Raw genomic sequence first — 15,184 nt, 5'->3', positions numbered from 1 at the left:
AAAACTATCGTTTTTAACTAATTGCCAATTGGATAAGACGCTTCCGCTATACCGCTGCATACTGGCGTTGTTTCTTGTGTTTCTCGCTACAGGTTATACTGGTGCGCAGACCCCCGCTGATTCGCTCAGGCGGGACAGCATCAAGTTGCCTTACCCATTCAAGGATCTTCCGTTCCTGAACCTCTATCAAAAAAGAGGCCCCTTGGATTTGGGCATGCCTTCCAACATTACCCGCGAAGTCATTTTCGACCCTGTGACCCGCCAGTATATCCTGCGTGAAAAGCTCGGCAGCCGCCTATACCGCCCACCGCAATACCTCACGATTGATGAGTTCCAGCAATACGAAAGCGACCTGCTGAAACGCAATTACTGGCGGGAATTGGCCGACCAGCAGCTTACGGATTACCGGCAAGACCGTCTGATTCCTACCATCTACGTACAGAGTGAGGCTTTCGAGCGAATCTTTGGCAGCAACACCATTGATATCATCCCGCGGGGAAGTGCCGACATCACCATCATGGCCCAGCACAACCGGAACGCCAACCCGATGTTTAACGAGCGGCAACGGCGGCAATGGGGGTTCGACTTCGACCAACGTATACAGATGAACCTAACGGGGCAAATCGGCGATAGGCTTAAAATTACAACAAACTATAATACCGAAGCACAGTTTGATTTCGAAAACCAAATCCGGCTGGACTATACCGGCAAAGATGATGACATCATCAAACGGATCGAGTTGGGCAATGTGAGCATGCCCCTCAACACTACGCTCATTTCCGGCACGCAGGCATTGTTCGGCCTGAAAACGCAATTGCAATTCGGGCGATTGAACGTAACGGGAATTTTCTCCCAACAGCGTTCACAGCAACGGGAAATCACCATCAAAAATGGCGCTCAGGAAAGTGAGTTTGCCCTAAAGGCGGACGAATATGAAGACAATCAGCACTATTTCCTTGCCCAGTATTTCCGGGAGAACTTCAACCGGGCCTTGGCCCTCGCCCCTATCCTGACCACGGACGTCAACATCACCCAGATTGAAGTCTGGATAAGCAACCGTAGCAATGCAGTGGACGACTCCCGCGACGTGCTCGCGTTGATGGACTTGGGAGAGTACATGCCTTATAATACCGCCTTGATTACCCCGGGCAATACACGCTACCCCTCAACGGGTGTTCCGGGCGAATCCAACCCGCAAATATCGAACAACCTGATACCGGAACTGACCGCTTTTGACAGGGCATTCAGGCAAACACAGTCTGACGCCATGCAACGTTTTTTTGCCGCAACCGGCCGCAACGACAACTATGCGAAGCTCACCTACGCCCGCAAGCTCCGCGAAGGCACGGAATATACCGTAAACCGGCGCTTGGGCTTTATCTCGCTCAACATGCCGCTCAACAATGACCAGGTATTGGCCGTGGCCTACCGGTATACCGCTGGAGGTCGCGAATACCAAGTGGGCGAATTTTCCACCGATGTGCCCGTAACACCGTCAGATCCGACCATGCTGGTGGCTAAGTTGTTGAAAAATGAAATCCTGAAAACCAACTTGCCGATATGGGACCTGATGATGAAAAACATCTATTCCATCGGCGCCTATGGCGTGGGGCAACATAATTTCCGCTTTAACATCTTCCGCATTGAGGACGAAAGCGGCGTGGAACGCCCAGCGATGTATGAAGGCCAGAACACGCAAAACAAACTGTGGATACAGCTCACAGGGCTTGACCGGCTCAACCCCCAGAATGCGCAGCAACCGGATGGCTTCTTTGATTTCTTGCCGGGCATCACCATCGATCCGGAACGGGGGCGCATCATGTTTCCGGTGGTGGAACCTTTCGGCAGCGATCTGGCCAGCCAGTTTGTGCCGGGTGCCGAACAAGCCTTAATTGATAAATACACGTTCCAGGCACTGTATGATTCGACCAAAGTACTTGCCCAGCAATTGTTCCCCAACCAAAACCGATACCTTATCAAAGGTTCATACGAGTCAGAAGTAGGCACCGAATTCCAATTGGGAGCCATCAATGTACCGCGGGGCTCGGTACAGGTGTTCGCCGGACCTGCGCCGCTCCAAGAAGGGGTGGACTTTATGGTGGATTACGATATCGGCCGCGTTCGAATCCTCAACCAAGCGCTACTCCAATCTGGCCAGCCCATCCGCATCAAGATGGAAAATAACGAATTGTTTGGACTACAGCAGCGTACCATGCTGGGTGGTAGGCTGGATTACTTCGTGAACGATAAGCTGCAATTGGGCGGCACCATCATGAACCTGACCGAACGGCCCCTTACACAGAAGGTAAATATCGGTGAAGAGCCTATCTCTAACACGATGTGGGGGCTTGACATGGCCTACAATTCGCCGTCGCGCTGGCTTACCCGTATGGTTGATAAGATACCGTTCTTAAACACCAAAGAACCATCGTCCATCTCGTTCTATGGCGAATTTGCCCAGTTACTCCCGGGCCATCCGCGCGCATTGAATTTTGCGGGTACACGAAGCGGGATCACCTATATTGACGACTTTGAAAACAGCCGTTCATTCATCGACATCAAGGGAGCTTACAACTGGCAGCTGTCCGGTACGCCGCAGTTGTTTCCGGAATCGCAGCTGATGAACGATTTGCAATACGGCTTTAACCGGGCCAGGCTGGCGTTTTACAATATCGACCCTATTTTTTACCGGAACATTAACCTCACGCCGTCTAATATCAACGCTGCTGAACTATCCCAGCACCGGGTGCGCGAAGTGCTGGAGCAGGAGGTATTCCCCTACCGGCAGTCCACTACCGGCCTGCCGATGTTTCTGGCCACCTTGGATCTGGCCTTTTACCCGAACATACGCGGCCCGTATAACTTTACCACCACGGGAGTTAACCCGGATGGTACGCTCACCAATCCCCGGGGCCGTTGGGGAGGCATGTTCCGGAAGATAGACGCCCCTGATTTTGAAGCACAGAATATTGAATTTATCGAGTTATGGATGATGGATCCATTCCTCACCAATCCGGGGTCACAAGGCGGAGACCTGTACTTCAACCTGGGCAATATCTCAGAGGATATCTTGAAAGACGGGCGGAAGGCCATGGAAAATGGCATGTCGCCAACGGGCGATCTTTCCCAGATTGATGAGACCAACTGGGGCCGCGTACCGCGCCACCAGCCCGTTATCCAAGCATTCGATAATGATCCGGTTGCACGGGCCCGGCAAGATATCGGGCTGGACGGACTGAACGATGCAGATGAACGCGCCTTCCATAGCGACTTCATGGCGCAAATGCAGGCAATGCTTACCCCGGCGGCAGCCCAGGCATTAGCCGATGACCCGTCGGGCGATAACTTCCAGTACTTCCGGGGGCCTGAACTGGACGCCCAGAATGCCGGCATCCTCAAACGTTATGAGCGGTTCAATGGACCGGAAGGCAATTCCAGAACCCCTGAACAGTCGGTAGGCGTGGAAACATCGGCTTCTACCCTCCTTCCGGATGGCGAAGACATTAACCGCGACAACAACATGAACGAAGCGGAAGAATATTACCAATACCGGCTATCCCTACGGCCGCAGGATATGCAGGTGGGCCAGAACTTCATTTCCGATATGCACACGGCTGAGGTGAAACTTCCCAACGGCCGTACCGAACAGGTTAAATGGTACCAATTCCGTATCCCGCTTGCGCAGTATCACGAACGTATTGGCGATATACGCGATTTCAAATCTATCCGGTTTATCCGTATGTTCATGACCGACTTCGCCGACACGGCGGTTATACGTCTCGGGCAGCTCCAGCTTGTGCGGGGCGAATGGCGGCGTTATAATTCGGAAAACAGCAATGCGAAGGTCATTGCCGACCCCAGCATGGGCAATGTGCCGCTGGACAACTCAACCGTAGAGGTGGCCGCCGTCAACATCGAACAAAACGGTAACCGCCAACCCATCCCTTACGTGGTACCTCCCGGTATCGAACGCCAGCTCGACTGGGGAAACCTCAATGCATATGTGGAGCTCAATGAGCAATCGCTCTCGCTGGATGTGAAAAACCTACGGGATGGCTACGGCCGCGCGGCCTTCCGCACGGCTATCAATGATTTCCGTGCTTATGGACGCTTGGAGATGTTCATCCACGCCGAAGGTCAATACCTGCAAGACGGGGATTTCAGGGCTTTTATAAGGGTAGGTACGGATGATCAATACAATTACTACCAGTATGACATGCCCCTGAAAATCACGCCGCCAGGTACACGCGACCCCGAACTCATCTGGCCGCAGGAAAACCGGTTGAACGTCCGCATCAGCATTTTCCAAGAAGCCAAGGAAGCCCGTAACCGGGCCAGGCTCAACGGACAGCCCTGGCCTGTAGATGTACCTTTTACGTTCTTAGACGGCCCGAACCGGGTAACCATTGTAGGCCAGCCGGACATCAGCAAAGTGCGCTTCTACATGCTCGGCGTAATGAACCCGTTGCGCGGAAGCGAGGTGAGTACACCGGGTGATGACGGACTGGACAAATCCGGGCTGTTTTGGTTCAATGAACTGCGGCTTACTGACTTTGACGACAGAGGTGGATGGGCGGCAACCGCGCGGATGAACGCCCAATTGGCAGACTTCGCCAATGTCACCTTATCAGGCAGTAAAAGCACCATCGGCTTCGGGTCTATTGACCAGCGCATCGGTGCCCGTAGCCGCAGCGACGACGTGTACTTGGATTTGGTTACCAACGCGGAACTGGGTAAGTTCTTCCCGGTAGACTACGGGTTGCGTATTCCGATGTTTTTCAGTTACACACGGCAGGTAGGCACGCCAGAATATAATCCGCTTGTACCAGACATCGAACTGAATAGCGCATTGGCCAACATGAACCGTAACCAACGGGATTCACTGCTCCGCGTAACGCAAGACTTTACTACCCGGCGGAGCTTCAGCCTGACCAACGTGCGTAAGATACGCACGGACATCGATAAGCCCATCCGGCCATGGGACATCGAAAATTTCAGCGCCACGTATGCTTACGCCCAGCATTATCACCGCGACTATCTGACGGAAACCGCATTGCAGAAAAACTACCGCGCCATGCTGGATTATACCTTCGCCAGCAATGACGAGCTGCTTATTGAACCCTTTAAGAAATTCGTTAAAAACAAACACCTCAGCCTGCTCAGCGACTTCAATTTCAACCTGATGCCGTCGCTCCTCAACTTCCGCATTGATGTAAATCGGATATATAATGAAAACACACTGCGTGTTAATAATTCGGCGGACAACTTCCTGCCGGCTATGGGAACGCTGTACAACAAAAACTTCACGATGAACCGGATCTATGGCATCAGTTGGAACTTGTCTCGGTCACTGAAATTGGACTTCAATGCGACCAACTATGCTATTGTGGATGAGCCGGATGGACGGATGAACGGCCTGAAGAGGGATACCCTCTGGGAAAACTTCTGGCGCCTCGGACGGACAACCGACTACAATCACATGATGAACATTACCTATTCATTGCCGATTTACAAATTGCCGGGCCTGGACTGGATAAACATGGACGCCCGGTATGGGGCGCAATTCAACTGGCAAACAGAACCGCTGCTTTCTATGCGCAGTGCAGACATCAACATGGGTAACAGCATCCAGAACTCACGAACGGTTCAGCTGAACCCGACGTTCAACATGACGGGGTTGTACAATAAATTCGGTTTTATTCGGGAGAACACCGGACTGGATGCCCGCGGAGCCACGGCTTTCTTCACCGGCTTACTTACCAGTATCAAAAATATCAATGCGGCTTACACCCGGGTAGAGAATACGCTGCTGCCGGGATACCTGCCCAAAACGAACGTCCTGGGATACGACATCGACCAAAACGCACCCGGCTGGGGCTTCCTTTTCGGCAGTCAGCGCGATATCCGTGAGCGTGCTGCTGCCAACGGATGGATCACGACCGATACGCTCCAGACGCAGCTGTACATGACATCGTTTACCGAGGACCTTTCCGTGCGGGCCATTGCCGAACCATTGCGGGATTTGAACATCGAGCTTACCGCCGTAAAGCTGAACAACCGGAACTACACTACTTCGTTTCAGTACTCAAGCCAGACACAAGACTTCGAGAGCCTGACGCCTGTTACCACCGGCAATTACAGCATCACCTATGTAGCCATCGGCACCGCCTTCAAAAACCACGATTTGCTGTTCCGTAAATTTCTGCAAAACCGACAAACCATTTCGCAACGGCTCGGCCAACTGAATCCCAACTCTTCGGGACAAAATGGTGGGTTTGCCGATGGGTATGACCAGACAGCCCAAGACGTTGTAATCAACGCATTCCTGGCCGCATACGGGGGCAAAGACGCGTCGCGCATAAGGCTGGGCGGCTTTCCTGAAATTCCAATCCCTAACTGGATGCTTACTTATAACGGGCTGAGCAAATTGCCCCTGTTCAGCGAATTTCTGACGTCGCTCACCTTACGGCACGGTTATAATACCCGTTATTCCATCAATGGCTACAACTCCTTGATCCGGTATGCCGAACGGGATGGTTGGCCATCGGAACGCGATGCCAACTGGAACTTCCTGCCGGAATACCAATTCCAGCAAGTGTCTATATTTGAACAGTTCGCGCCGCTGCTGGGATTTGATGCCCGTTTCCGGAACAACCTGACTGCCAACGCCGAATACCGCCGGGCGCGTACGCTGAACCTCAGTTTGCAAAACAGCCAGCTGGCTATGTTGAGCGACCAGTCTTTCGTATTGGGTGCGGGCTACCGCGCTGCAGGCTTCCGTATGCCGTTTGGCTGGTTCAGCGACATGAAAATGAACAACGACATCAATTTCCGGCTCGATGTAGCCTTCAATGACCTGAAGACAATGGTTTACCGTTCAGATATTAACCGGTCTGAAGTATCTGCTGGCAATAAAAGCGTTTCCTACCGGCCTTCCGTCGATTATATTATCAATCAACGGTTCAACATCCGGCTCTTCTTTGATAGCAATGCCGTGCGGCCCTATACTTCGCAGACCTTCGCCACCTCATATACCAATTTCGGCTTCAACTTAAGGCTGATGCTACAATAAAAGGGGTAAGCGGTGACTATTTTATTAATGAAACCCGGTATAAATCCCGGCGGCGATCCGTGAGGTTCTGGACCGTACCGTACCGATTCAGTTCTTTAAGCAAGTTGAGATCCACATCTACCACCAATACCATTTCAGCATTCGGTGTTGCCTCCGCTTTCACGGCGTTGGTGGGAAAAGCGAAATCCGAAGGGGTAAAGACGGCCGATTGGGCATATTGGATATCCATGTTATTTACCTTGGGTAGGTTCCCTACCGATCCCGCAATGGCCACATAGCACTCGTTCTCAATAGCGCGCGCCTGGGCGCAATTGCGTACCCGGGTGTAACCGTTTTGCGTGTCAGTGAGAAACGGCACAAAAAGTATCTGCAACCCCTGGTCGGCCAAAATGCGGCCCAGCTCCGGAAACTCCACATCATAGCAGATCAGTATGCCTACCTTTCCGCAGTCGGTATCAAACACACGCACCTGGTCGCCTCCATACATGCCATAGTATCTGGTTTCGTTAGGCGTAATGTGCACCTTCCGGTATTCGTCTGTCCGGCCGTTGCGCTGGCAAAGGTATGAAACATTGTACAACCTGTTACCCTCGCCCAGGAACGGCATGGAGCCGGCTATAATATTTACATTATACGAAACGGCCAGACGCTGGATCTGCTGTTTGGTGTCTTCCGTAAGTTTCGCCAGCTCGCGCATCGCCTCGGTAGTAGGTAGGTGGTTGTAAGGTTCCATCAACGGCGTATTAAAGAACTCGGGGAATAACACAAAATCCGCGCCGTAGCCGCTTACCGCATCCACAAAAAACTCTACCTGCTCGTAAAACGCTTCGACATGCTGGAACGTCCGCATCTGCCACTGCACCAGTCCCAGACGGATGGTTTGTTTCGTGGGCGAAGCAGACCTTGTTTTAGGCTCGTAATAAATATTGTTCCATTCCAGCAAGGTAGCATATTCCAGCGATTCCGTATCGCCGGGCAGGTAGTTTTTCAGAATCTTTTTGACGTGGAAATCATTGGCCAATTGGAACGTCAACGCCGGATCATAGATCTCCTTCAGCTTCACCTTTTCGATGTATTGCCTTGGTGTTAACTCTCCGGCGTATTCATGGTACTTCGGCAACCGGCCGCCCACCAGGATTCCCTTGAGGTTCCAATGTTCGCAAAGTTCTTTTCGGGCATCATACAGCCGCCTGCCGAGCCGCAAATCCCTGAACTCGGGATGGACGAATATCTCAATGCCATAGAGCACATCGCCTTCGGGATCGTGGGTAGAAAAGGTACCCCCAGCGATAATCTCCCGGTAGGGATCTGTAATATCGGTTTTATGGCTATCGATAATAATGGCCAACGCACAGGCCACAACACGGCCATCTACAGCCACGCATAGCTGACCATCAGGAAATAACGTAATGAGATCCTTGATATGGTTACGCGTCCATACTCCGCCCACTCCGCCATAAGCCTGTGTCATGGACTCGATAAGGTGGTTATAATCCTTCAGTGATAACTTTCTGACTTGGATATTCATCTGTAAACCTGCTCACCACCGGATCAATCTCCATCGCGATATTCACCGGTAAGTGCATACCATCCAAAGATACATAATCCTCCCGTAATGATAGGCATCAGGATAAAGGTATAGATAATGGCAGGCACCAAATCTTCACCCTTACCGCTGCTAAATTGAGGGATAGCTTGGCTAACAATCAGGTAATAGCCCGCTGCCAACCCCAATACAATCCAGACAACACCCAATATTCGCTTTATCGTATTCATGTTAATTTACGCTATTACTACTTATTACTGCACATCCTGGTTTTTGTTTTTGATATACAGCAACCCGATGACGAAGCTGACACTTGCGATGATAATGGGATACCACAGCCCTTCCAAGTATGGCTTATCATAGGGTAAAGCGCCGGATGTCTGCTGTACCATATTTGCAGCCTGTGCCTTGGTAACCAAATATGTGGCAACCGCCGGCAAAAGGCCCCCAAAAATTCCATTCCCGATATGATAGGGCAATGACATAGAGGTATAACGGATGCGCACCGGAAACATTTCTACCAAGAAAGCCGCAATGGGCCCATAAACCATGGTCACATACAAGACCTGGATGAATACCAACAGCACTAGGGAAACAAATGCCCCCTGCCCTACCTTTACGGTTTGAATGACGGCATCTCCCTGGCCGACTACCGTGGCGGTACTGCCATCATCATATACCTTCATCACGGTCTGCCCCGCCGTGTGCCGTTGTTCTACCAGCTCCTGTTTTGCTGTTACATCCGTTAACCGATACATCTGGTCATAAATCGGCCGGTAGGTCAACACAGCCAGCAGCATACCCGCCAGCATGATGGGTTTGCGACCGATTTTATCAGATAGCCAGCCGAAAAACACAAAAAAGCCAGTTCCTGCCAACAACGCACATCCGATGATAAAATTGGTTTGATCGAAATCGACCTTACATACGCTTTGGAGGAAAGATAACGCGTAGAACTGGCCCGTATACCAGATGACCCCCTGCCCCATCGTAGCGCCGAAAAGTGCCAGCAGCACAAACTTGAAGTTGTATTTCTTGCCAAAGGATTCCCGGAGCGGGTTACTGGACGTGTTTCCTTCACTTTTCGCCTTTTTGAACAGGGGCGACTCATCCATATTCCGGCGGATAAAGTAAGATACTACGACCATGACCGATGAGATCAAAAACGGTACGCGCCATCCCCAATCATCAAACGCCTCGGCCGACATACTGCTTTTCGTCAGCATAATTACCGCTAGGGAAATAAACAGGCCGAAGGTAGCGGTAGTTTGAATCCATGATGTACGGAATCCCCGCTTATGCGGTTCGGAATGTTCGGCTACGTACGTAGCAGCGCCGCCGTATTCGCCTCCCAGGGCCAAGCCCTGCAATAAACGCAGTATCAGCACAATGACCGGCGCGGCGAAACCGATGGTTTCATAACCCGGCACCAGGCCAATGGCGCATGTGGCCAAGCCCATGAGCAGCAAGGTAACCATAAATGTGTACTTACGGCCGATGATATCGCCCAGCCGACCGAAAAACAACGCCCCGAAAGGACGAACCACGAAGCCTGCAGCAAAGGTGGCTAATGTAGAAAGAAAGGCAGCCGTAGGGTTATCCGGCGGAAAGAATTTGGTGGAAATAACAATGGCCAGGCTGCCAAAGATGTAAAAGTCGTACCACTCAATCAATGTACCCAAAGAGGATGCGCCGATAACTTTCCACAGTGTTTTCTTACTGGACCCGGGCATCTCCGCAGCAGTGTTTTGCATAACTCGGTTTCGCTATCAAATTGGTTAACAAGGACGCTAAAGTAACTACTAAAACGGAATGTTTCGCCAGAATTTTAAAAAATCTATAACTGCACTTCCGAGGCGCTGTCGCCATCGACGAACAAGACAGCATTTCCATGCGTACGCAACACTGTGGACGGATACATTGCATGGACCGCCGCCGTCAACGTGTGGCGGACAGCGGTGGCCTTATTTGCGCCTGGCACGACACAAAAAATGAAAGTAGCCGCCATCAATGCCGGAATGGTCAACGTAAGTGCATGGGTCGGTACGCTCCTAATCATAGGGAAACATCCATCGTTAACCTGCTGTTGCCTGCAAGCCTCATCCAAATCGACCACTTTTACCCATGCAGGATCGTTAAAATCCGCCACATGTGGATCATTAAATGCAATATGGCAATTCTCACCAATGCCCATACAAACGATATCTACCGGATGCTGCCGCAGCAACTGCGTATAGCGCTCGCACTCCTGCCGCACATCAGCAGCATTGCCATTTAGGTAATTAACCGACCGGAACGGCAGTTTTCCAAAAATCCGCTCCTTCAGAAAGTTGCCGAAACGCTGCGGAGCATCGTCGGGCAAGCCAATGTACTCATCCATGTGGAAAGCGTTGATTCGCGTCCAATCGATTCCCGGTGTATGCACCAGGGCTTCCAAAAATTCATTCTGCGAGGGAGCTGCGGCAAATACGATATTGACCGTCTCCTGTTTTTGCTGTAACGACTGCAACTCCCGGACAACCGCCGAAGCCGCCGCACTCCCCATTGCCGCTCGGCTATCGTACTGCTGTATCGTTAATAAGTCTACTTTTCCTGTTTTCATACGGGTAACGGCTGATATTCATGGTCATAAACAACATCACCTTTGATAATCGTTTTTCTGACCCTAATGTCTTTATCAAAAATAACCACGTCGGCCTGTTTCCCGCTGACCAATGAGCCCAACAGGTCATTCACACCGATAATGCGTGCGGGTGTAGCCGATATCATGCGTATTGCATCAACCAACGGCACATCTGCCTGGCTGATCATCGTCCTGACCAAACGATCTGCAGTGGCTGTGCTGCCCGCGAAGGCCGTGCGATCCGGGAGTTTGGCCACACCGTCTTCTACGATGACCGCAATACCGTCATCCAAGCTGCCCAGCATACTGTTCCCTTCAGGCATGGCCGCTGCCCGCATGGCATCGGTAACCAAGGCGGTGTGCTCGGGCCCTTTGTGCTTGTAGATTAGCTTTAGCAGCTCCGCCGGCAAATGTTTGCCGTCGGCAATGATCTCCACATCCATCTCGTCAATCAGGAAAGCACTCTCCACCACCCCACCATACCGGTAGGCATTCCGGCGAGTGACGCCGGACATCGCCGAGTAAAAATGGGTAGCTAGGGAATATCCATGCTCAAACGCCTTGATGACATCGTCATAAATGGCGTCGGTATGGGCTATAGATGGTAATATACCCCGTTCACGCAAAACCCTTCCAAATGCGAGCGCACCGTTTTTTTCGGGAGCCACACTCCATCGTTTGATGGCCGGGGAGCTATTGAGAATTTCAAAATATTCAGCCGGATTCGGGTCTCGGATATAGCGGGGATCTTGCGCCCCGCGCTGTTCCATAGACAGGTAGGGTCCCTCAATGTGTATACCCAAAAAACGGGCACCCTTTTTTCCCGCGCCCTGTGCCTGTTCATAAACCTGGAGCGAACGGATGATAGCCTCCTTTGTGCTGGTCAGCACCGTAGGCAGCATGGCCGTGGTGCCATATTTAACATGTGTATCCGCCACATGACAGAATGCCTCGGCGCTGTTGTCCATGAAATCAGCATTTCCGCCGCCATGCACATGGATATCGATAAATCCCGGAGATACATAGTGGCCTTCAGCATCGATAATCTCCGCATCCGGCGCGTCGATATTGCCTTCGCTTAATTCTTCTATTTTTCCATCGGCAAATAGCAGTTGCCCACCGTTGATGATGCGGTATGGCGTTATTATCCGGCCGTTAACAATCTTCTTATATACTTTTGACATTTAAATCCTTTATTACAATAATACTATCACCACTTCCGTAACTTATGGCCCCACATCGCATAATAAATCAAGTATAGATAACAGGGCAGCAGCACCCAATAAGCTTCTCGGAGCCCTGCCACATCCGCAAAATACCCGTATACCATCGGCAAGATGGCATTGCCACACAGCCCCATAATCAGTAACGATGCGCCTACCTTGGTAAACCTGCCCAGCCCGTCAATAGCCAAGGGCCAGATACCCGCCCATGTAAGCGAATTTGGAATCCCCAGCAACACCACAAACCAGATGGAAATGTCGGTACGGTGCCCAAACAGCACCACTTCGCCCCGTGTGAACACAATCAACAAGGAAAACACCGCCCCCATAATGGTGACAAGCCGCAGCATGTTGGTCTGGCTAATCCAACGAGGAACAACAGCAATTCCCATAAAATACCCCACAATTGCCATTGCCAACGTATACGAAGGAAATACTTTGGCATCAATAAGCGAAACACCCATCGAACCGGCATAGTTGATAATGGTATCAATGGAAATGACCTGGGCCCCAACGTGGATAAAAATCGCAACAGCACCCAATACCAGGTGGGGGAACTGGAAAATATGGGTTTTCCCGTGGTTGGCAGCATGTACTTCGGCTGATTCTTCCTCGGTGTTGATTTCAGGCAACGGCGAATAACGCACACCAATCCCGATCAGGAACAGTACCGCTCCAACTACCGTGTAAGGCGCGATAACGCGCCGGATCAACTCGTCCAGCGCCGATGCCCGCATATCGTCAGACATTGTGGCCAAGCTATCGAACATTGCCTGATCGGTAGGTCGCAGCACAGCAGCGGCGAAAAGCAACGGAGCCAAGATACCCGCGAATTTGTTGCAGATGCCCATGATACTAATCCGTTGTGCTGCACGCTCCTTAGGCCCAAGAATGGTGATATAAGGATTAGCTGCGGTTTGTAAGATTGCAAGTCCTACGCCGATGGTAAACAGACCGATCAGAAAAACCGCATAAGTACGCGTCATTGCCGCAGGCACGAAGATAAACGCCCCCAAGCTCAACGCAAAAAAACCGATCATCATCCCCCGCTTGAACCCTACCGCTTTAAGCAAGTACGAAGCCGGCATGGACATTACGAAATACGCGATGTAAAATGCAAATGCCACCAAATACGATTGAAAGTGGGTGAGCTCACATGCTATCTTGAAGTAAGGGATGAGAATTGCGTTTATCCACGATAGAAAGCCGAAAATAAAAAACATTCCGGCGATGATAACGATAGAAACTGTAGTATCCCGGCGCGATAGCGATGCCACGCTTACCGCTGTATCTGAAGTTGCCATGGTTTTATACGGATTTAGTTATATGGTGGGTTTCCAGCCCTTTTCGTATTCACGGCTCCAGAGCTTACGCGCTTCGCGATTGTTCAGAATATGGCCGTTGGACGGATCGATGTCCAGCATTCCGCCCGTGCGCTGGGCAATGTTTCCCAACTGTACCAGCAGCGTGCTGATATGGCCACTCAGGATGTCAGCATTCAACTTGCTGCCACTTTTAATGCCATCAAAAAAGTTCTGGATGTGGATGGCGTCTAATGCCTGGGACGGGTTAGTAAGGTTACGGGCGTCTATGGTTACGTCATTCTTTACTTCTTTGAGCAATTTGTTTTTTAGATCGAAGACCTTATAGGAGTTACCGCCATCAATTTGTAAGGCACCCTTTTCGCCATAGAACATCACCCCCACGGATGAACCTTCGATTGGATTGGGAGCACAGCTCCGCCCCTCCCAGGTGATGGTACCGGCGTCGCCGAACTCAAGGCTAATCACCTGCGTATCGGGCGTCTCCCAGTCGTCCTGATACCGATAGCGGCCACCCGCCGAAGTAACCTTGGTTGGATAATCCACTTGCAGACCCCAGCGGGCAATATCCACCATGTGCGTACCGTTATTCAACGCTTCCCCGGTACCCCAATGCCAGAACCAATGCCAGTTATAGTGGATAACATTATCTTGAAACGGCCGGCGCGGTGCAGGTCCCTGCCACAATTCGTAATCCAGCCATTCCGGTACAGCCGTTTGCTTGCCCACACCAATGGACGCCCGGTTATTCGTATACCAAGTTTTTGCGAAATAAGGCTTACCGATAATTCCTCCGTGCAGTTCGTTGATGGCCTGTACCACGTTCGGCCACGACCGCCGTTGGTTGCCCATCTGAATAACATTGCCATACTTTTTCTGAGCTGCCACGACCAGTTCCCCCTCGTGCGGATTATGGCTGGCTGGCTTTTCGAGGTACACATGCTTACCAGCCTTTGATGCCAGAATCGCCGCAGGAGCGTGCCAGTGGTCCGGTGCAGCTACCACCAGGGCGTCGAAATCGCTACGCTCAAGCAGTTTTCGGATGTCAGGCTCCGTGTTCGGCTTGCGGTTCTGGTTGCGCTCTACCCGCTCCACACATTTTGCGGCGGCACGTCCATCCACATCGCAAACATAAACCACCTCGCAATTGGATTGCGCTGAAAAATTTGTGGCGAGCGCCAGTCCCCGCGCATTGACCCCCATCATGGCCACGCGGACGCGTTCATTTGCACCAACAATATTCCGGTAGCTTTTGGCACTGAAAGCAGGAAGCACCCCGCCTAACGAAAAGGCAGCTGTACCTATTGCTGCTTTTTTGATAAAGTCTCTTCTTGAGTCCAATGGATTTTTCATGTTAAATTATGTTGTTTTATTATTGGCTATACCCGCTAAGTCTCC

The 15,184-nt window shown here is 51.4% G+C and carries 8 protein-coding genes; 1 reads left to right on the top strand and 7 read right to left on the bottom strand.

What is annotated here, in order from left to right:
* Positions 1-28: 28 nt before the first annotated feature.
* The gene (gene sov / locus BM030_RS01710; protein WP_090970408.1) at positions 29-7,072 is read left to right on the top strand and encodes a T9SS outer membrane translocon Sov/SprA; all 7,044 of its coding nucleotides are present in this window, start codon (positions 29-31) and stop codon (positions 7,070-7,072) included.
* Between the two features lie 16 nt (positions 7,073-7,088).
* On the opposite strand, the gene BM030_RS01705 is transcribed toward sov, so the two are convergent.
* From BM030_RS01705 to BM030_RS01675, 7 genes are all read right to left on the bottom strand, one after another.
* The gene (locus BM030_RS01705; protein WP_090970406.1) at positions 7,089-8,600 is read right to left on the bottom strand and encodes a carbon-nitrogen hydrolase family protein; all 1,512 of its coding nucleotides are present in this window, start codon (positions 8,598-8,600) and stop codon (positions 7,089-7,091) included.
* A 23-nt stretch (positions 8,601-8,623) separates the two neighbouring features.
* A complete protein-coding gene (locus tag BM030_RS01700; RefSeq protein WP_090970404.1) occupies positions 8,624-8,848 on the bottom strand; it encodes a DUF6814 family protein in 225 nt (74 codons plus the stop codon).
* A 24-nt stretch (positions 8,849-8,872) separates the two neighbouring features.
* Positions 8,873-10,372, bottom strand: a complete 1,500-nt coding sequence (locus BM030_RS01695) for an MFS transporter (protein ID WP_244518605.1) — start codon at positions 10,370-10,372, stop codon at positions 8,873-8,875.
* An 83-nt stretch (positions 10,373-10,455) separates the two neighbouring features.
* Positions 10,456-11,220, bottom strand: coding sequence for a glucosamine-6-phosphate deaminase (locus tag BM030_RS01690; RefSeq protein ID WP_211657494.1), 765 nt, complete (start codon positions 11,218-11,220; stop codon positions 10,456-10,458).
* Positions 11,217-12,425, bottom strand: coding sequence for an N-acetylglucosamine-6-phosphate deacetylase (gene nagA, locus BM030_RS01685; protein ID WP_090970402.1), 1,209 nt, complete (start codon positions 12,423-12,425; stop codon positions 11,217-11,219). The genes BM030_RS01690 and nagA overlap by 4 nt, the downstream gene beginning before the upstream one ends.
* A gap of 26 nt (positions 12,426-12,451) precedes the next feature.
* Entirely contained in the window at positions 12,452-13,768 is a 1,317-nt protein-coding gene (locus BM030_RS01680) for a sugar MFS transporter (protein WP_090970400.1), read from the bottom strand.
* Positions 13,769-13,786: 18 nt separating this feature from the next.
* A complete protein-coding gene (locus BM030_RS01675) occupies positions 13,787-15,139 on the bottom strand; it encodes a Gfo/Idh/MocA family oxidoreductase (protein ID WP_090970398.1) in 1,353 nt (450 codons plus the stop codon).
* Positions 15,140-15,184: the final 45 nt, after the last annotated feature.

Origin of the sequence: Parapedobacter composti (assembly GCF_900112315.1) — a bacterium.
Classification (GTDB): Bacteria; Bacteroidota; Bacteroidia; order Sphingobacteriales; family Sphingobacteriaceae; genus Parapedobacter; species Parapedobacter composti.
The sequence above is the reverse complement of the archived record's forward strand: the minus strand, read 5'-3'. Positions and strand labels throughout refer to the sequence as shown.